Origin of the sequence: Paenibacillus sp. PastF-3 (assembly GCF_029893135.1) — a bacterium.
GTDB lineage: Bacteria > Bacillota > Bacilli > Paenibacillales > Paenibacillaceae > Paenibacillus_AQ > Paenibacillus_AQ nitricinens.
The window spans coordinates 21,382-41,993 of the sequence record NZ_JARXWM010000018.1 but is presented as its reverse complement, the minus strand read 5'-3'; the positions used below and the strand labels follow the sequence as shown (position 1 = coordinate 41,993).

The following is a 20,612-nucleotide window of genomic DNA, read 5'->3' as shown; positions in this document are numbered from 1 at the left end:
TCTGATGTCCGCTCGGCTTTTTCTAGATATATTGAGTAAACAAGAGCAAAAGAAAGAGAAAACGAAGTGTATGCTCAATATGAAATGAAAAGCATGGCTTTCAACATTATTTTGCCCACAGCTCAACTTTACAAGAAACCTTACACGGAGTATGATTCATCACATAACTGACAATTACATATGAAGTCCGCTTAATTTCCGTTAAGGAAAGCGGGGGAACCAACAACTGGGAACCAGTGTAACAATCGGTACTAGTTATGGGGTGAATCCTGTTCCGGGTGCATAACATGCAACCTTGCAGGTAGGGCAACTCTCACTGCCCGAATCCGACAGCTAACCTCGTAAGCGTATGGAGAGAGGATGAATGGCGTGTTTAGTGATGAATAGCCACAGAGAATCCCTCTGTGGTTTTTTGCTGCGTTTATAAGCAGATACAGTCGTAGAATTTATTATGAAAGAGGTGTTACCTTTGCCTATCGCTAAACTGAACGGAACTTCGCTCTATTACGAAATCAATGGAACTGGCACTCCGGTTGTGTTTATCCATGGACATGGATTAACACACAGTATGTTCAAACCACAACTGGAGTACTTTTCCGATAAATATAAAGTGATTTTGTGCGATTTACGGGGGAATGGCAAGTCAGGTGAACTCCTGGAGGCCCCTAATGAGATTATTGAAACGCAATGTCTGGATCTGATTATGCTGTTAAATGACCTGGGGGTTCGTGAAGCAGTTTTTGTTGGGATCGCCTATGGCGGTTTAGTCGTGCAACATATTGCCAAACAATATCCTGAGCGTGTAAAAGCAATCGTGGTCGCGGATAGCTTCTGTAGGAGCCACGGATCAACCCTTGTAGGGAAAATACAGCTTATGGCAGCGTATTGCAGCTTGCTAATGTATTACCTCCCAAGCGAGCTGGTGCTGCCTTCGATTCGGATGATGTACCGAGAGCGCTGGAGTCTCGCCTACAATGAGATTAGAAGAGGGCTGCTGGACAAACGTCCACGGGAGTTATATCGGCAAAGGCTGGCCACGAGCCATGTGGATTACACCAGATGCTTAAAAGCTTTTAACCGTCCCGCTTTATGTATTGTAGGGGACTTTAATGAATTTGGAGTGAATTGTATGAAGGAAATGGTGTCTCAATTGCCGCATGCGCAGTTGGCGATTATCCCGAATGCATTAGATCCGAGTAATCTGTGTCAGCCGGAGCAGTTTAATGCGATTCTTCAACGTTTTTTGGAGAAGCAGCAGGGCACTCAGCAGATTAGCTGATCCTATGAAATTGAGAAAAGAAGGAGTGCTCCCGCAGCCATTGAAATTATGCGGGACACTCCTATTTCATTAGAGCTGTAGGGCAGATTTCCCTAAAGAATTGGATTTCGAACCAAAGGCTGACTCAAGGGTAGTGAATGCTACGTGTGAGCCAGCTTTTTTAGTAGCTTTGTATTTTGTACAATGCTGTCTACTGATGTAAGATTAAAGATATTCGACATTAACTATTTAAAGGAGCTGAGTCATGATGTCTCAAGCCGAAACCATAAAATTGACCTCATTATCTTCAAAAGGGGGCTGCGGCTGCAAAATTGGTCCTGCTGATCTCATGCAGGTTATTCGCAGTCTGCCACCAACCGTTCCAAATCCGGATCTACTTGTAGGTCTGGATACCAGTGATGACGCTGGAGTATATCGATTAAGTGATGATCTAGCATTAGTGCAGACTGTTGATTTTTTCACGCCGATCGTGGACGACCCTTATTCCTTTGGGCAAATTGCAGCAGCCAATGCATTAAGTGATATTTATGCTATGGGCGGTAAGCCGCTTACGGTGCTTAATATTGTGGCCTTCCCTATTTCTGTTCTGGACAAAAGCATTCTCGGTGACATTTTGCGCGGTGCAGCGGATAAAGTGCAGGAAGCAGGAGCAACGCTTGTGGGCGGACATTCGATCGACGATAAAGAGCCTAAATTTGGATTGGCTGTTACGGGCCTTGTGCATCCGGACAAAGTAAGAACGAATGCAGGTGCGCAGGTAGGAGACAAGCTGATTTTGACCAAACCTATCGGTGTGGGCATCTTAACGACTTCTATTAAAAAGGATCAGCTATCCCCAGAAGAAACTACACGCCTTACGACAGTCATGTCTACACTAAATAAAAAAGCGGCTGAAGTCATGGAGCCCTATGATGTACATGCTTGTACAGATGTTACCGGATTTGGGCTGCTGGGACATGCCTCGGAAATGGCAAAGGGAAGTAATCACGGACTGATTATTCGTCAAGGGGATGTACCGATGCTGCCAAGAGTAAGAGAGCTCGCGGAGCAGGGCTTTGTTCCAGGTGGCACTAAAAATAACTTTGCCCATTTGGAGGGCAGTATTCTTTATCCGGAGGAGATGGATCAATTAAGCCGCTATATTCTGTGTGATGCTGTGACTTCTGGTGGATTGCTAATCTCTGTTGCTCCTGAACAAAGTGAGGATTTGCTAAAAGAGTTAGTAGATGCAGGTGTAGAAGCGGCATTGATAGGAGAGGTCACGAAAGAACATCCGGGTCAGATTGCAGTTATAGCTGCGCAATAACGATGGAGTTCAGCTTAGAGGCGACCTAAGAAGTTAGCCACCAGAGGAGAGAGCGCATTGTTTCAGGATATTACACTGGAAGAACTAAGAGTGTTAAAGAATAAGAAGCAGATCACCGTTATCGACGTTCGATCTCCTTCTGAATATAAAGATGCGACATTGCCAGAGAGCTTGAACATTCCTTTTTTTGACGATGAGGAACGAGCTGAAGTAGGTACGCTGTATAAACAGACAAGTGTGCAGGCTGCGAAAGAACGCGGTTTGGAGATTGCTGCGGCGAAGCTACCTTCCTTTGTCAAAGAATTTGCTGAGATTCAAGGGGACAAGGCTGTATTCTGCTGGAGGGGAGGTATGCGCAGCCGTACAACTGCGACCGTACTTTCTTTAATGGATATTCACGCTTACCGATTGATTGGCGGCTATAAAGCTTACCGTAAATGGGTACTCGATGAACTGGAGTCCTTTGAATTCAAGGCGAAGCCTTATGTAATTCATGGAAATACGGGGACAGGCAAAACAAACCTGCTGCACCGCCTGAAAGCGCAAGGCTACCCCGTTCTGGATTTGGAAGGAATGGCGGGTCACCGCGGTTCTATCTTTGGCGAGATCGGACTTCAGGCAAATAATCAGAAAACGTTCGATAGTCTTCTTTTGGAAGAATTAATTAAGCTTGAGGATGCTCCTTATGTACTGTTTGAAGCAGAGAGCAAGAAGATTGGGAAGGTCGTAATGCCTCCATTTATGACCGAGCAAAAAGAGACCGCAACGCAGATTTGGATTGAACTGCCTTTGCAAGCTAGAGTGCAGCAAATCCTTAAGGATTATCGTCCAGAAGAATATAAAGAACAGTGTATTTCAGCCTTTCGAAGTATCAAATCCCGAATTCATATCCCCATTGCGGCGGAAATCGAACGGTGCTTGCAAGCCGATTTGTTCGGGGAAGCTGTGGCGCTGCTGTTAGAATACTACTATGATCCTAAATACGATTACACGTCTACTCAGTATGAAGGCATTGAGAGAGTTACCTTTAAGGTGAACAATTTAGATGAAGCTGAGGTTGCGGTGCGTTCTTTTTTGAAAAATAATCAGGCTTAATAAGCTTTATGTATCGTGATGTATGAGGGGTTTAGAGGAGGCTCAGTACAAATGATCTATTTAGACTATAACGCTACAACACCTGTAGATAAGGAAGTAGCAGAGGTTATGATTCCTTATCTTTATGGTCATTTTGGCAATCCTTCAAGCAGTCATTCTTTGGGGCAAGAAGCTAAACTCGGAATCGAGCAAGCGAGAACACAGGTGGCTAATTTCCTGAATTGTGCGCCGGGAGAGGTGCTTTTCACCAGTGGGGGTAGTGAATCGAATAATACCGTCATCAAGGGAGTCGCCCAAACCTATCGACATAAAGGCAATCACATTATTGTGTCTGCTGTGGAGCATCCTGCGGTAATTAAACCGTGTCAGTATCTGGAGCAGTTGGGCTACACGATTACCTATGTACCTGTTGACGCGTATGGAATGGTGCAGGTAGACGATGTGAAAAAGCAGCTTACAGACCAAACTATACTAGTCTCCATTATGCACTCTAACAACGAAACGGGCACGATTCAGCCGATCAAAGAAATAGCCGAGGTCTGCCACGAACGAGGTGTTCTTGTACATACCGATGCTTCACAGTCCGCTGGAAAAGTAGTACTCGATGTGGCTGAGTTAGCGGTGGATTTTCTAACGCTGGCAGGTCATAAATTATATGCGCCAAAAGGGATTGGAGCACTGTACATCCGAGAGGGCATTCACATCGAACCATTGATTCATGGGGCAGGTCATGAGCAGGGAAGACGAGCAGGTACCGAAAACACACCTTACATTATTGGATTAGGAAAAGCCTGTGAGCTTGCTTCGGACTCTGCTTCCAGAGAACGTGTGAAAAAGATTGCGGATTATTTCTATGACCGATTGCAGGAGGTTTTTGGCGACAGAATTCACCTGAACGGTCATAGGCATAAACGATTGCCCAACACACTTAACATTAGCTTTCTAGGAGCTGTGGGTCACGAAGTGATTGCTTCGCTAGAAGATGTGGCTGCCTCAACAGGCTCAGCTTGTCATTCTGGAGAAACATTGATTTCGCCTGTTCTAAAGGCAATGAATGTCTCAGCAAGTATTGGGCAGGGAGCGGTTCGTTTTAGTGTGGGACGGTATACGACGAAAACGGAGATCGATGAGGTTATCGGTAAGCTGAAAGGATATTTGTTGTGAATAGATTGCCAGTGGTGGAGTAGCTAATGGCGCTTGTGTGATTCCGGAAAATCTAGAAGTTGAATCTGCATATCGTATAGTTTTAAAAAAAGCATCTGTCACTCCTTCAAAAGGATAGGCAGATGCTTTTATTGATTTTAGCGATTATACAATTGTAAAGCCAGCACTTGCATAACCAGTGACTGTATTTACAAGGGTGAGACCTGTGGCAGTAGCTGAGAATACCATAAGCAGACGTGTCTGCGGTGTTACAGCAAAATCGATACCATTTGTAACTCCGCTGACAAACGTGCCTAGAGTAATAGCGCCTGTGATAGGTGGCAGTGGTACTATTGCTCCAGGAATAGGAGTGAATGTGTTATTTGGTGTGGCAGATTGGTACAATTGTGCTGTCACAGTTACAGTAGTACCAATAAGTGATAGAGCTATGGTATTACTGAAGTAAGCAGCAAGGGATGTTATCACTCCAGCACGCGGAGTCGAGAATGCAAAGTTGATAAGAGGTCCAAGAACTGTACCTGTCAAATCTATATTCCCGCCAACAAGAGAAATGCCTGTGGCTGAACTTCCGAAGCCAACAAGGCTTGTTGTTCCAACCAAACCACCTAAAATCGTAGTCATAATAATAGGTCCACCGGAAGCCAACGGAATGATTGCACCAGCCCCGGTTGCACCAGTAACGCCAGTAACCCCGGTAACACCCGTAGCTCCCGCAAGCCCAGCCGTACCCGTCGCACCCGTAGCTCCCGCAAGCCCAGCCGTACCGGTAGCACCTGTAGCTCCCGCAAGCCCAGCCGTACCCGTCGCACCTGTAGCTCCCGCAAGCCCAGCCGTACCCGTCGCACCCGTAGCTCCCGCAAGCCCAGCCGTACCCGTCGCACCTGTAGCTCCCGCAAGCCCAGCCGTACCCGTCGCACCCGTTGGCCCAGCAAGTCCAGCCGTACCCGTCGCACCCGTTGGCCCAGCAAGTCCAGCCGTACCCGTCGCGCCTGTCGGCCCCGCAAGCCCAGCCGTACCCGTCGCGCCTGTCGGTCCAACCAGCCCAGCCGTACCCGTCGCACCCGTAGCTCCCGCAAGCCCAGCCGTACCCGTCGCACCCGTAGCTCCCGCAAGCCCAGCCGTACCCGTCGCACCCGTAGCTCCCGCAAGCCCAGCCGTACCCGTCGCACCCGTTGGCCCCGCGAGCCCAGCCGTACCCGTCACGCCTGTCGGTCCAACCAGCCCGGCCGTGCCCGTCGCGCCAGTCGACCCCGCAAGCCCGGCCGTACCCGTAGCGCCAGTCGACCCCGCAAGCCCGGCCGTACCCGTCGCACCCGTCGGTCCAGTTGCCCCTGCTCCAGGACCTGTCGGTCCCTGTATTCCTTGCGCTCCTTGTGCTCCTTGTGCTCCTTGAGGCCCTTGAGGTCCTTGAAGTCCCTGAGATCCCTGAGGTCCCTGAGGTCCTGGTGCTCCTTGCGCTCCCGTCGCGCCTGTCGCTCCACCAGCAATTAATAAATAATCTGACGAACTACCTGGTGTTCCTTTGGGTCCAGCAACAGTAGCTATATAAGTGCTGCCATTAAAGGTTACTACTTGACCCGCTGGATAAGAAGGACTTTGTGCGGGATTGAAGACTACAATACCTTGCAGTCCTGCACCAGTAGATCCTTGAGGACCCTGGAGTCCTTGAGGACCTTGAGGACCTTGAGGACCTTGGAGTCCCTGAGGACCCTGTGGCCCCGTCGCACCCTTAATAGGTAAGCCAAGTGCTTGTGAAATAGAAGCCTGAATATGTCTGATTTGAATGACCAACTGATCTTTGCAATGAGCGTCAATCTTCGTAGCGAGAATAAAAGATAATAACTCGGCTAACAGCTGTTGAAGATTGGTGCCAACGCTTACGACTGAGAAGGGACTGACTTCAGTAGAAACAATGGTTATTTCTACTACAGAAAGAAGCTCCGTTCTAAAAGGGCTGCATATCTTAGCGTCATGCAAGAATTCCATGAGTTCTCTTAACACTCTTTGAAGATTCGTAATATGAAGTGTTGTGGGATTCGTAAGCGCGGGAGGTACCACTGCAGAGAGCTCAGTGACTATTTTTAATAGAGCGGCACACTCCCTTTTTCTAATAGGACTGCTTATTCTTCCTTGCTTGTTTAGGATAGCGTCACCTTTAAAGGGTCTATGATTATGTTCCGACATGTTACTGTATCTCCTCCTTGAGCTTCTCCTCTTCATTCCTTTAAAAATTGGGAACCTGCCCAATCAGCATATTCAGAGAAATGGAAGTTGTTACAGTAATCGCTCTGGAAGTCGATACACATGAACCTACATCAAAAAGGCAAGCCACTGCTAATATGGTAGCTGCCTTTTTGATAGAGTAGTTAATTAACATCGATCTTCATAAGAGCGATTCTTTTATATTGAAGGGCAATTACGAGAAACGTTGGCGGAATTCCCGTGGAGTGGTTCCTTCAATACGGACGAAGCTGGAGCTGAAATAAGGCGCTTGATTGAAGCCAACCTCCTCGGCGATCCGGGCAATCGTGTAACTGGTCTGCATCAGCAACAGCTTACTCTGCTGAATTCGGTAGTGCAGCAGGTAATCCATTGGTGCACAGCCATATTCCTTTTTCATGCAACGAGCAATATATACAGGATGAAAGTTCAGGTTCTCCCCTAGCTGCTGTGCTGTGATGCGCTCACGGAAATGACTGCGCAAATAGGAGGCAGCTTGCTCTGCACATATTTTGGAGGGAGAGGGACGCTCATGGCGCATAGAGGTAGATAATTGCTGGAGAACCTCTTGAAATAGCAACTGCTGCTGAAATGGAGTATCGCTCAAATGGGAATTAGGCGCTAGTTGATTCAGCTGCGAGAGCAGTTCTTCCATCTTGGACGGTTGTAGCAGAGAAGTATATTGGGGCAGTTGTAAGGTAAAGGTACGTATATTAAATTCGTCTGAATGAAGAGGATGCTCCACTTTGGTATGTTCTGTCTCTGGTGTTGAAGCTGTAGCCTCGGAAATATTCCAATCGCCCACTGTCTGAAAATGCAGCCAATAATAAGAGGTGTGTTCCTTGCAACTATCCGTACTGAAATGATGGCTATCTGGACGAAGAAGCAGTGCCTGACCTGCGCCTACCTGAAAGGTGAGACCTCCTTCATTCATATATAGGCAGCCCTGCTTGACTACAAGCAAGTCAAATACCTCTATATTGTGGCGGCTCATGTGGTAATGCCCTGGTGAGAAGGTGTGCAATCCACTTACGATATAATAGAGCATTGGCGGGACGGTGAAATTAATAATGTTCATGGAGAGATCTCCTTTTATGAGGTTGAAATAATGAAATTATTGGTTTGAAATCTGTACCATCACCAAAAGTATATCATCTATAATTTAGTCTGACCTAAAGAAACAATATGCTGTTTCTTAGGCCCAGTATGCATGTTTGGTTTAAGGGGAGGTTTATTTAGTGAAAAAAGAAAGACAGGGCTTTGGACTATGGGTATTGGCTTGGCCTATATTTATAGAGGTGTTTCTACAGACCCTGCTAGGTACGGTGGATACACTCATGGTCAGCCGTATTTCAGACGATGCAGTCGCCGTAGTCGGCATTTCCAATCAATTGTTCGGTGCGTTGACCACACTTTTTACCACCTTTGCGGGCGGGGCTGGAATCCTGATCGCGCAAAGAATGGGTTCAAAACGTTTCAGCGAAGCACGTACGATTGCAATTATGGGCGTATCGGTTAGTCTCATTCTTGGTATTGTCGTGAGTATCATCCTGTTCTTCTATGCGGGTCCAATAGCGGGGATTCTAAATATTTCGCCTGAGCTATTATCACTGTCCAATATTTATATCTCGTATGTCGGTGGCGGTCTATTTTTGGTGGGGATGATTGCTTCCCTTGGAACAGCGATTCGTAATACAGGGAACACCAAAGGTCCAATGTACACAGGGGTCATCATAAATGTCATTCACATTATTCTGAACTATACCTTTATATTCGGGATGTTCGGTCTGCCACAGCTAGGGCTTGCGGGAATCGCAATCTCAAGTATTATCAGTAGACTGGTCGGAGTGATCATGCTGTATACCATGTTTAGAGGTTCCTTCGAGATTAAGATTAAACTTAGGGATTTCCGTATATTCAACGGCAAGCTATTCAAGGAAATTATAAAGATTGCTTGGCCACTTGGAATTAATTCTTCCTGCTGGGTGTTCTCGCAGTTGATTGTCTATTCCTTTCTAGCCGTACTGGGGGCAGAAGCGTTAGCCGCACGGACTTATCTCAATACCTTAGAATCCTTTTGCTTCACGTTAGGTTATGCAATCGCTCTGGCTGGACAGATACAGATCGCGCATTTGTTCGGGGCAGGGAAGCTGAAGGAGGCTTATCGTAGTGCATATCGCACGCTGTATATCGGCTTGGCTATTGTATCAGCGAACATGTTACTGCTATTTCTTTTCGGCAGGAATCTACTAGGTTATTTCACTTCCGACCCGCGGATTATTGCGATTGGGATTTCTCTACTGGCTCTAAATCTCCTACTGCAGCCTTGCAAAATGCTGAACATGGGCATGGGTAATGCGCTGAACGCCATCGGTGATACCCGTTATACGATGTATACTTCTATCGTGTCTATGTCCATTATTGGAGTTGGTTGTTCCTATTGGTTTGGAATCAGCTTAGGCTGGGGGCTCACAGGGATCTACTGCTGTATGATTGCTGATGAGTTTGTGCGGGGGATGCTTGTTCTAATGCGCTGGAGAGGTAGGAAAGTTCTCCGTCAGGCGGATATTTTAAAAAACGAAGAGAATGCATCTATTCACAGAGGGAGTAAAAGAAGGACCTCCCTTAGCATTTAAGGAATGAATAGAACACAGAAAGCGAGTTGCCTGTGGTTTTTTGGAGAAAGAGGTGATCTTATGAGTAGAACTTATTACTTTGAGATAACCTCTTTTTTCTGAGAATATATAGGATTAATTTATATTAAGTTTGATTCAAAGGGATAAATGAGTTAGCCTTTAGAGCATGGGTAGCTGTTTTAGGAATACATACTATTGAAGGGTTTGAGAAAAATGCCGTTAAAATGGAGAGGCTTGACGATCCTAGTACTGCTCTTAATGATGATATTAATATCGGGATGTTCTAATGGTACAGTTCACGTCACGGTGAATAAGAATAAAAGCGTAGATTTAGCAATGAATGTGAAATTGGATTCCCGAACAGAGGCATTGATCAGCGATAAAATGGAGAAGAGTCTGACAGATAAATTGAAGGAGGATGGGATTCAGCTAGAAAAACGACAAGAAGGTAAGTCTACAGTCTATGAAATCCAGAAAAATTACGCTTCATTTGAGGATATAGGTTCAACCTCTATGGGGTTGGATATTGTGGATCTACAGCTCGTTACTAAAAAGAATTTGTTATATACCACGTATGATGTTGAGGCACAGCCTCAATTTAATAGCTATATGGATACCATTATGGATAACATGGGAACATTGAGTTTATCGAAGCCGATTATTCGGGCGGTGCTGAAAAACTTGGCATTTGATTTTAAACTAACGTTGCCAATAGATCTAATTGGTGATAATAATGCAGCTGTTGATGAAGGCAGAACACTTAGTTGGAATGTTACGCTTGGGGATACAGAGCCAATCAAAATGCAGGTTTATGTGCCGAACGTATGGAATATTGTGATCGTGATAATCATCCTAGTAGTGGTGATCATTGCTGCAATTCTATTGTTCGTCAGAAAAAGAAAACACCGTAAAGTAAATCGTGCTTAAGTGAGTCGAGATACGTATTGATAGTGCCGGGAAGCCATGCTGCTTTACCGGCTTTCTTTACTTTATAGCAGGTGTAGAGTTATAATTAGTACCAAGTACTAATATCAGATACTAATTGAAGAGGTGATTGGAATGACAGGTGCAAAAATTACAGCTATCGGAACTTATGTCCCGGCAAAAAGATTGACGAATGCCGATCTTGAGCAGATGGTGGATACTAATAATGAGTGGATTGTTCAGCGGACTGGAATTCGTGAACGCAGAATTAGTCGAGAGGATGAATACACAAGTGATTTATGTGTAGCTGCAGTACAGGACCTAATGAAACGTTATGGAAAAAGCGTTCAGGATGTCGACATGGTCTTGGTAGCTACTAGTACACCTGATTTTTCCTTTCCCTCTGTAGCTTCTTTGATTCAAGACCGTTTAAATATTCCACAGACTGCTGGAGCTATAGATTTGAGCGCAGCCTGTGCAGGTTTTGTATATGGGCTTCATACGGCTCATAGCTATGTCGCTTCAGGGATGCACCGTAAGGTTCTAGTGATTGGTGCGGATACGATCTCCAAGATTACCGATTACACTGATCGCAGTACATGTATTCTTTTTGGTGATGGAGCTGGGGCAGTGCTTGTGGAGAGTGATAAGGAATCGACGGGATTTTTAGGCTTTCAGCTAGCTACTGATGGCAGCGGGGGGCATCATGTGTATCGCACAGGTCTAGCCCATACGGTTAACAATATTGAACTGGTAGACACACAGATGCTGGTACAGAACGGGCGCGAGGTGTTTCGCTGGGCGGTTAGAACCGTCCCTCTTGGTATAAAGCAGTTGCTTGAAAAGGCAGCAGTGGGTCTGGAACAAGTCGACTGGTTTATTCCACACAGCGCGAATATGCGGATGATTGAGCCGATTTGCGAGCGATTGAACTATCCGATGGAGCAAGTGCTGCATAGTCTTGTGAATTATGGCAATACTTCTGCCGCTACAATTCCTTTAGCTCTTGATTTGGGGATACGTGAGGGCAAAGTAAAGAATGGGCAAAAGATTCTAATGTATGGCTTTGGCGCGGGATTGACCCAGGCGGGTCAACTGGTAGAGCTGAGCTTAGATGAGCGGGTAGGGGAGCCAACTTCATTGTGAGTTGTTCAGGTAAACATAAAGTATAGAAGATTGTAAACATGCGACCGTTTCTCGGTATTTTTCCGAGGAATGGTCTTTTTTATTTTATTACTAAAGTATTTTTGGCATATATTATGCATGAATTTGGCTACTGTTATGATCATATCGGTCTGATAGTATGCAGATGTTGTTCATTTAATAGGCAACTTTTTGGATTGAGTTAGGCGCTTTGACCCATATCACAGTCTTTGGATGCATCTTTTGAATTTTACAGATATTTAATGTTATGCAAATAATCCATACCTACAATATACACAGCAGACCCCAGGCTACCAAATAATAGTATGGGATGTACTTTGAATCGGATGAAGAAAGGAGGCGTTATCGAATATATCCGGGATAGGGTAGCTAGCTCTTCTGTCGATGGTGAGTTCTCATGTTATTCAAAACTATAAAATAATGCTTGGGAGAGATGATTTTGTTCAGAAAAGGTAGGAAATTTGTTGCATTATTACTGGCACTCACAGTGATTTGTTCCACAATGCCGAATATCACCCCTGTGTTTGCAGCTGAAGAATCTGAGATTCTATCTGTAGATCAACCAAAGACTTCTGTACCCACCGGCCGATATGAAGAAGCGCAGACGATCCACCTTACAACTGCAACGCAGAATGCTGACGTTTACTATACACTCGACGGCACGCTTCCGGATATAAATAGTTTGAAATATAACGGGCCGATCCTAATTTCCAAAACAACGAATTTGTCAGCCATTGCGATCAAAAATGGCGTGGCAAGTAAGGGAGTAACCTTCTCTTATATCATCAAGACCAAAGAAAAGCCCTTGCTCCAGTTTGTAGCGATGTCAGACGTACATGTAGGCTCACATGCTTCAGCGGATGCCCGTTATACCCAATTCTTTGATACGATAGGGTCGATTTTCCCGAACCCGGATGCAATACTCGTCGTTGGCGATATGATTAATGATAATGGGAATGACAAGCCCAATGATCATGTGATGGTTCGAGAAATTTTTGAGCAAAATTTAGCTAGAAAGCAGTGGAATAACACCCAAATCCGGATGGCTATAGGCAACCACGATTCCACCGTTGCTAAAGTCAACGAACATTATCCTGCGGACTGGTTCACAAGCCAGCCGAATGGCTACTATGAATCTGAAATCGGTGGCTATCATTTCATATTTTTAAACGGGAACAACTACAACTCAGATACAGGCCAGCGTAATTGGTTAAAGGGTAGACTTGCAGAACTCACAGCTGATCCGAAGAATCAGAATACCCCCATCTTCGTGAATGTACACCAGCCTATATCGAATACGGTAATGGATGGGCAGCAGGCATCGAATCCTAATCTTTATTCCGATCTCAAAGACTATCCTCAAGTAATTACCTTCTCAGGACACTCCCATCTGAATATTAGTGATGATCGCTCCATTTACCAGAAGGATTTCACTTCAGTTAACCTTGGCTCCATGTCTTACATTGAATCCGATCGCGGGTACTCCCAAGTGACTAAGAAGGGACTTGAAGGACGTTTTGAATTTCCGGTCAGTCAGGCCGACTTCGTTGAGGTGTATGCGGATCGGGTTGAAGTGGATCGGATTGCACTTAACGCAGATCCTGGAGATATCTACACTGACGGCAAATGGACGGCTGAGCCGCAGCCTCCATTCAACAGTTCGGGTACAGTTGCTGGAGACAAGTGGGTCATTCAGCTAAAAGGCTCGACGAATGAAGCGATTAAGAGCAATTTCAAGTACACTACGGCTAACCGTAATAAGGTTGCTCCTGTATTCAATAGTGAACTCGACATAACGAATCAGGATACGGTACCTTTACTTTTCTTTAAGCAAGCGAAAGATGATCAATCTATGCATCATTATGAAATCAATGTCATCGATAAAAGGTCTGGAGTCAGCAGCAAATCTGTAAATGTATTCTCTGACTATTACTTTTCCCCGATTCCGAATGCAATGAATATTCCACTCGAAGGACTTGCGCCTCAAACTTCATACATTGTTCAAGTGACAGCTGTGGATGCCTACGGGAATCGCTCTGCAACGCTAGAGCAATCGTTCACAGCCGGCAATGAAGGACCTGAACTGACGCCAATTGATCCATCGACCATGTGGAAGGATCTAGTTGTCGATATGAAATTGGATGGTAACCTATCCGATGAAGCTAAAGACGTGACAGGGCTAGCAAGTCTAGCAGGCAATGTAACGTATGTCGATGGTAAAGCCAATAAAGCTGTGCTCATTGCAGCGGGTAATAGTAATTATATTGATTTGGGCAAGCGTGATGATTTGAAATTCGGAGCAGGAAGCTTCACCGTGTCTTTCTGGCACAAAGGCAATCTTTCCGGGGATCAGACTATCCTTTCCAATAAAAACTGGAATAGTGGCAGTAACCTAGGCTGGTATATTGGACCTGCCTCCACCAATGGTATGACCTTAAATATTAGTGATGGAACGAAAAGAGCGGATATTACAGCATCAAGTGTAGGAATGGAGTGGCATCTCTTTACCATTACAGCGGACAGAACAAACAACTTAGCAAAAGTTTATGTAGATGGGACGGAGAAGGCATCGGGGAGTATTGCCTCGCTTGGTACTCAAAGTGTAGATACAACCTTTAACACGCTGATTGGTGTGGATGGCAACAAAGGAAATGGCGGAGCAACGATTACCATAGATGATCTGAGAATTTGGAAGAGATCTCTCACAGCCACGGAAAACAAAGCATTGTCGGATTCCTATAAGGGTGTTCAGCTTTTTACCTTTGAACAGCTCACTACATTAATTCATGACGCTGCATCCTTTCAACAGAACAGCGATAAAGTCAGTGGTGTATCTTACCCGAAAGACCAGCTGGGCGAGCTTGCAAGCCAACTTCAGAAAGCCAGACAACTGACGGCAAGTAATAGCCCAACCCAAATTGACCTTGCTTATGTCGGGCTTCAGTGGGTCTATAAAAAAATACAACAGGCAGCAATATATTCCTTTATTCCTAAGAACGCATTCACTATCGACTCCTTTAGTTCTTATGCGGACAATGAAAATGCCAATGCTGCGAACATCCTTGATAATGATACGGCTACGATTTGGCATTCCAAATGGCAGGAGCCTGTCGCTTCATTTCCACATTGGGTGATTATCGACATGAAGGGTAGTAAGAACTTAACTGGTATTGGGCGCACTAGCCGCTTAAGTCAGACGGCTCTGGAATTTCCAAAGGATTTTGAACTCTACGCCTCGGATCAATTATCGGATTTGACCGATCCGGTGTACCTGAGTAATCCGGCGAATAAAGCGAGCGGCACATTCCAGAAAACCTGGAAAGGCACGAGCTATCAAGATTTCAATAGGCTGGATAAAGCGATACAAGGCAGATATGTGAAATTTGTTGTCACGAGCACCTATAACCCAACCGCTTTATTCACCAGTATGAGTGAAATCGATTTTACCGGTAGCTCAGTATTCTCTGCGGACACACTTCTACAGATGTCCTTCGAGAATAATTTGGAGGATCAATCTGTAAATGCTATACCGGCAACACCGGTTAAAGATCCACAGTTCGTGAAAGGTCGCGTCGGACAAGCCTTGAGTATCGATTCCAAGAGTTCAGCGCTGCAATATGTTGATCTTGGCAAACCAACAAGTCTGCAATTCGGCAAGGACAAGAACTTCTCGTTCGCATTTTGGGTTAAAACACCTTCTGTCTCAGGAGACCCTGCGATTCTATCCAATAAGAATTGGGATTCTGGTGCAAATGTAGGTTATGCCTTAGCGCTGAAGGGAAGTGCACTTCAATGGAACTTCAATACATCCGGCGAATCGCGTGCAGATGCCCAAATTCCAAATGTTGTAGATGGTACTTGGCATCATATAGCCATATCGCATGATCGTGCTTCAGGGCGAGTTGATTTTTATAAAGATGGTGTTCCTGTAAATGTGACCAAAGTTAATGGCTCGAACTATCAGGGGATCGCAAGTACCATGACGATTGCAGGTCGAAAGGGTACGCTGGATACAGGATTGTCAACCATGATCGGAAATGATGGTACAGGCAATTACAGCAATGCGCTGCAAGTACAGCTTGATGAGCTTCATATGTATGGAAGAGCATTAACCGCTCAGGAAGTTTCTAATATGTATAACAGTGCTCCGCCGCTTGCTTCCATTGAGGATTTTTCAGGTTCATTAAATCTGATCGGAGCTAAGCACACGATTCAAGGTACGCAATTCCGATATAACCTAGATCTGCGTACACCTGATATGACGACTAAAGTGGACAAAGCTGTCGTTGAGATAGCCTATGATCCAGCACAATTCGAATTTGTCAGCGCATCTCGCGCAACGAAGACAGACAATTCGACCCTTGGTATCGTTAGACTAGAACTGCCAGGGGGTAATGTCTATAACATCGAGAATCCGCTGGAGTATGCGAAATCCAGAATTTCGGAGCTTAAATTCAATACGCTTGGTGCTTCCGGCCAAGGTATCATCGAAGTAAAGCATGCAGATTTCTATACCGGATCAACAAAACTAACGATTAAGGCATTTGAATCGGTGCCTGCCGTTATTCAGATCCATGCCAAAGCTTCCGAAGATCTTAATGAAGATGGTTATGTTACGATAGGTGACCTTGCACTTGCGAAAGGCATTTCGGATAAAGAGTTAACAGATATTGCAGCCGAGGTCCAATACCAGCCCTATAAACGTGTAGTAGTTATCGGGATTGATGGTGGAGGTGTATCCGTCTCAAAAGATGCTCCTTATTGGGAGACACCTAGCTCCAAGAAAGAAAAGGTAGGCGATCGTCTGCAAATTCCAGCCATTCGCAATATTATCGAGCATGGAGCCATTAGCTATACGGCCAAAACCACGTTACCATCCAGCTCGTCTCCAAACTGGGGCTCGATGATTAATGGTGTTGGTTATGAGAAGCATGGTCTATATAATGACGATACCGCAGCCTACACGTACAGTGAATCATGGGACTACCCAACGGTATTCAAAAAAATAAGAGAGGCATTACCTGCTACGAAACAAACGGTGTTCTCTACATGGAGCAACATTGTTCAGGGGCATATTGAACCTTCTGTTGGTGTTGAAGGCTATTCCTTGGGGGATGAAGAGGATGTAGCGGCATTCACGCAATACGCAGCTAGCGGCAAAGCGAAAGATACCTCGTTAATTTTCTTCCAATTGGATGATATGGATGGGGCTGGCCACGGTGAAGGGTTCTATACGAAGGCGTACTATGAACAACTAAAGAAGACGGACAAGAATGTCCAGACTATTTATGATGCTTTAAAGAACAATGATTTGCTGGAAGACACGCTTATCCTCATGCTGCCTGACCATGGTGGGGGCAAAGAGAATGCAGACGGAACTTTGGGTATGGCAACAAGTCACGGCCAAGATGAGCCCCTTGCCACCACAATCTTCTTCGCAGCGAATGGTAGAACGGTAGCCACCGAAGCAGGAAAGGAAAAATTATTGCAAGGTGGGAATACAAGAGACTTGGCTGCAACGGTGCTAACTGCACTTGGCTTGAATCCGGCTATTGGAGATTCTCATGTCATTGACGGTATGTTCATACCGCAGACCGAGCAGAAACAATCGGGTGCTGCAGATTTACAATTCACGAAAGTAGTGGATGCTGCTACACAACAGCTCAAAGGTTATGAAGTATCGATCAACAATGCTATTTCAGATGTGACAGCCATCGATTTGAACATAGACGCTAGTACCCTTAACTTCTCATCGATTGAACCGGCTCAACCAGGTGTTAAGATGGTTCGTAAAGAGACGGTTAATGGAGCGACAAGAATCATTCTAACGTCAACAAATGGCATTCAAGCAAATGCTCCTATTGTTAAGCTAGAAGTAACACCGCAAGAAAAGGCTACTGCTGTACAAATTACGCAAGCGATGATTGCAGATGCGAAAGGGCATGAAACGATGCCGAATTTGACCACTGCAACTAAAGAAGAACAGATCTCTCAGGCAACACTAGAAGATCTTCAGATAAACGGTCAATCGTTGATAGGCTTCACACCGGATCAAATGAATTATTCGGTTCGTGTACCTAATAATGTTTCGGTCGCAGAGGTTACTTATAAGGTGGCAGATCCTTTGCTAAGTGTTCATGTCATGGGTGGTAAATCTCTGCAAGTAGGCGAGAATCTTGTGGAAGTGCATGTTCAAGCTCCAGACGGCAGCTCGAATATGTATACGATTATCGTCATCCGTGAGTCAGAATCCTTACCTAACCAAATTCTGCTGTCCGATCTACGAATGAATGGGGAAACTCTGCCAGCTTTTGCACCTAGTACGTTGAACTATAACGTAACGGTTCCCTATAGTACTTCGGTAACGGATATTACCTATACGGCATACGATCCGACTAGCGTAGTTAAGATTACAGGTAGTGGAGATTTACATGTCGGCACTAATATGATCACCGTAACTGTGACAGCTCAAGATGGAACCAAACAGATTTATACAATTACTGTTATGCGCGAAAATGATACGTCGACAACACCACCAACGGGTGGGGGGAACCCAGGATCAAGCGTTACGCCGCCAGTGGTGGTGAAGCCGGAGCTGCCCGCAGGGGCGGTTGTTATCCCAGATGAACTCTTAACGAAGAGTGCTGAAGGAAACATCATCTTACACCTTCAAGAAGATAAGAATCAAGTAATGATTCCGATCGATCAACTTGATCAGATCGGCAATAGGGATCTAGAGATACAAGTGAATGGGGTTCGTGCCATTATGTCCTCCAAAGTATTGAACGAGCTTCGTGAGCTTCTGCCATCAACTGCGAAGACAGCAACAATACTTTTGAAGATGGAAGCTATTCAATCAAATCAACTAACAATAACTCCACCGTATTCACGGGTTGGTGACATCATGGACTTCTCATTAATCATGTCAGATGAGTCTGGTAATAAATATTCACTGAAGCAATTCCCTATACCCGTGAAGATAACACTACCGATTCTGAATGGAACCAATCCAGCTCTAGCTGGTATTTACCGTATTGAGGACAATGAGAACTTTACCTATCTAGGTGGGACGATGAATCCGTCCAAAACCAGTCTTACCGTAGATTTGAATCATTTTAGCCAATACGTAGTTCTTTCGTTCCAAAGCAACTATCGAGATGTACCTGAAAGTCACTGGGCATACAAGACCATTCAGGAACTATCTGCTAAACAAATTGTGAAGGGAGAATCTGACTCTATGTTTAACCCATCGGGTTCCATCACAAGAGCGGAATATGCAGCTCTCCTCAGCAGAGCGCTTTCCTTAACTGCGAGTCGTCCGACTTCATTCCAAGATGTAGACGCTGGATCGTGGTATGAAGAGGCGGTCAATGCAACCTTTGAAGCAGGTATTATTCAAGGCGTATCCGAGGATCGTTTTGACCCGAATCAACAGATTACCCGCGAGGAAATGGCGGCTATGCTGGTAAGAGCCTATGCATATCGTACGGGCGTTAAGCCGGAAGTAAGTTCATTCCATGCGACTAAGGACAGCTCTAAAGTTAGTTCTTGGGCGGTAACCTATGTACAAGGTGCGCTAGAAGCTAAGCTTCTGTCGGGTCATCAGGATGGTAACTTCCTTCCGCAATCGATGACAACCCGTGCCGAGGCAGCTCAGAGTATTTCAAATCTACTTGCGAAATTCTAAAATGAAATGGTAAGCTCCCTAAATGAAAAATCCCCTCAAGTTAGACAATGCCTTAGACCTCTTATCGAGGTCTGAGGCATTGTAAACCTTGAGGGGATTTATTCGTGTTATACCCTAAGATTTCAATTGGCTTCCGCAGGACTCGCGCACAACAAGTACTGGCTCCACAACAAAAGAACCGCCACCTGACTGATTGTTAATCAAGTCATAGAGCATATGGGCAGCGAGGATGCCAAGTCGTTGTTTGTTCTGACGGATGGTAGACAGTCTTGGTGTAGTATATTTGCAGGCTTCGATGTCATCGCAGCCGATGATGGCGATATCCTCAGGGACACGGAGGTCATGTTCTTTTAATGCACGGATGGCTCCTAAAGCCAGCAAATCAGAGGCAGCAAAAATGGCCTTTGGTAAACTGCCGCTTTGAATTAATTGTTGCATAGCCGTATATCCGCTGGACTCAAAGAAATCGTCGCCATGTACAAACCAACGCCGGTTCAAAGGGAGACCGAAACTTTCGATAGCTTTGGTATATCCTGCTTCCCGTAGATTGGATATTTCTGAATCCGCAGCACTTCCTATAAAACCAAGCTCCCTATAACCAAGGAGGTAAAAATGCTCCACGACCTTAGAGGATATTTGGAAGTTATCTGACATAACAAAGCCTGACTTCTTCCCTTTTAGTTCGAGATCTACCCCGATACAAGGGATACTGCTCATGTCCAGATCGTGGATCGTTGGCTCCATCTTCTGTCCAGATATAATGACACAGCCATCCACATTAAAATGAACAGCGCGCGCGAAGTAATCTCCGCTGCTAATAAATTTTTCGTTTGAAAAGAAGATGAGATCGTATCCCAGTACACCCATTTGTTTCTTGAAGGAATTTAATACCTCGACGAAAAAAGGGTGCGTAAATTCTACATTAAGCTCACCTGCAAAAATCACACCGATCAGATTTGATTTTTTGGTTGCAAGTGTCTTGGCGGAGTTGGATGGTGAATATCCAGTTTGCTCGATGATCTCCAGGACTCTTTTCTTGGTCTTTTCCGAAACATCGCTGTAATTATTCATAATTTTCGAAACGGTCGAGACAGAAACGCCTGCCATTTCGGCAATCATTTTGATATTCATATGTAA

The 20,612-nt window shown here is 45.2% G+C and carries 11 protein-coding genes and 1 riboswitch; of the genes, 8 read left to right on the top strand and 3 right to left on the bottom strand.

The window, feature by feature from the left end:
- Nucleotides 1-178 precede the first annotated feature (178 nt).
- Nucleotides 179-364, top strand: a riboswitch (cyclic di-AMP (ydaO/yuaA leader).
- A gap of 105 nt (nt 365-469) precedes the next feature.
- From M2444_RS26680 to M2444_RS26665, 4 genes are all read left to right on the top strand, one after another.
- On the top strand, nt 470-1,279 hold the full coding sequence (locus M2444_RS26680; RefSeq protein WP_179281653.1) for an alpha/beta fold hydrolase: 810 nt from the start codon (nt 470-472) through the stop codon (nt 1,277-1,279).
- Nucleotides 1,280-1,526: 247 nt separating this feature from the next.
- On the top strand, nt 1,527-2,585 hold the full coding sequence (gene selD / locus M2444_RS26675; RefSeq protein ID WP_094871799.1) for a selenide, water dikinase SelD: 1,059 nt from the start codon (nt 1,527-1,529) through the stop codon (nt 2,583-2,585).
- A gap of 57 nt (nt 2,586-2,642) precedes the next feature.
- Nucleotides 2,643-3,680 carry a tRNA 2-selenouridine(34) synthase MnmH gene (mnmH, locus tag M2444_RS26670; RefSeq protein WP_094877096.1) on the top strand — a complete coding sequence of 346 codons (1,038 nt, stop codon included), beginning with the start codon at nt 2,643-2,645 and terminating at the stop codon, nt 3,678-3,680.
- A gap of 51 nt (nt 3,681-3,731) precedes the next feature.
- Nucleotides 3,732-4,844: a cysteine desulfurase family protein gene (locus tag M2444_RS26665; protein WP_094877095.1), complete on the top strand. Its 1,113-nt coding sequence runs from the start codon at nt 3,732-3,734 to the stop codon at nt 4,842-4,844.
- Between the two features lie 144 nt (nt 4,845-4,988).
- On the opposite strand, the gene M2444_RS26660 is transcribed toward M2444_RS26665, so the two are convergent.
- Both M2444_RS26660 and M2444_RS26655 read right to left on the bottom strand, forming a co-directional pair.
- Nucleotides 4,989-7,028 carry an exosporium glycoprotein BclB-related protein gene (locus M2444_RS26660; protein ID WP_280788486.1) on the bottom strand — a complete coding sequence of 680 codons (2,040 nt, stop codon included), beginning with the start codon at nt 7,026-7,028 and terminating at the stop codon, nt 4,989-4,991.
- 232 nt (nt 7,029-7,260) lie between these two features.
- On the bottom strand, nt 7,261-8,142 hold the full coding sequence (locus tag M2444_RS26655; protein WP_094878665.1) for a helix-turn-helix transcriptional regulator: 882 nt from the start codon (nt 8,140-8,142) through the stop codon (nt 7,261-7,263).
- A 160-nt stretch (nt 8,143-8,302) separates the two neighbouring features.
- On the opposite strand from M2444_RS26655, the gene M2444_RS26650 reads away from it, so the two are divergent.
- From M2444_RS26650 to M2444_RS26635, 4 genes are all read left to right on the top strand, one after another.
- Nucleotides 8,303-9,700: an MATE family efflux transporter gene (locus M2444_RS26650; protein WP_280788485.1), complete on the top strand. Its 1,398-nt coding sequence runs from the start codon at nt 8,303-8,305 to the stop codon at nt 9,698-9,700.
- Between the two features lie 213 nt (nt 9,701-9,913).
- Nucleotides 9,914-10,627 (top strand): DUF3153 domain-containing protein, encoded by a 714-nt coding sequence (locus tag M2444_RS26645; RefSeq protein WP_094873948.1) that lies wholly within the window; start codon nt 9,914-9,916, stop codon nt 10,625-10,627.
- A gap of 132 nt (nt 10,628-10,759) precedes the next feature.
- Nucleotides 10,760-11,770, top strand: a complete 1,011-nt coding sequence (locus M2444_RS26640) for a ketoacyl-ACP synthase III (RefSeq protein ID WP_280788484.1) — start codon at nt 10,760-10,762, stop codon at nt 11,768-11,770.
- A 457-nt stretch (nt 11,771-12,227) separates the two neighbouring features.
- The gene (locus M2444_RS26635) at nt 12,228-19,475 is read left to right on the top strand and encodes an S-layer homology domain-containing protein (protein WP_280788483.1); all 7,248 of its coding nucleotides are present in this window, start codon (nt 12,228-12,230) and stop codon (nt 19,473-19,475) included.
- A gap of 114 nt (nt 19,476-19,589) precedes the next feature.
- Here the strand turns inward: M2444_RS26635 and M2444_RS26630 are convergent, their stop codons facing one another.
- On the bottom strand, nt 19,590-20,606 hold the full coding sequence (locus tag M2444_RS26630) for a LacI family DNA-binding transcriptional regulator (RefSeq protein WP_094873942.1): 1,017 nt from the start codon (nt 20,604-20,606) through the stop codon (nt 19,590-19,592).
- Nucleotides 20,607-20,612: the final 6 nt, after the last annotated feature.

What these genes read in the sequence shown, in the direction of transcription:
- selD (WP_094871799.1), top strand. Translation starts at nt 1,527, where the DNA reads ATGTCTCAAGCCGAAACCATAAAATTGACCTCATTATCTTCAAAAGGG.
- M2444_RS26665 (WP_094877095.1), top strand. Translation starts at nt 3,732, where the DNA reads ATGATCTATTTAGACTATAACGCTACAACACCTGTAGATAAGGAAGTA.
- M2444_RS26660 (WP_280788486.1), bottom strand. Translation starts at nt 7,028, where the DNA reads ATGTCGGAACATAATCATAGACCCTTTAAAGGTGACGCTATCCTAAAC.
- M2444_RS26655 (WP_094878665.1), bottom strand. Translation starts at nt 8,142, where the DNA reads ATGAACATTATTAATTTCACCGTCCCGCCAATGCTCTATTATATCGTA.
- M2444_RS26645 (WP_094873948.1), top strand. Translation starts at nt 9,914, where the DNA reads ATGCCGTTAAAATGGAGAGGCTTGACGATCCTAGTACTGCTCTTAATG.
- M2444_RS26640 (WP_280788484.1), top strand. Translation starts at nt 10,760, where the DNA reads ATGACAGGTGCAAAAATTACAGCTATCGGAACTTATGTCCCGGCAAAA.
- M2444_RS26630 (WP_094873942.1), bottom strand. Translation starts at nt 20,606, where the DNA reads ATGAATATCAAAATGATTGCCGAAATGGCAGGCGTTTCTGTCTCGACC.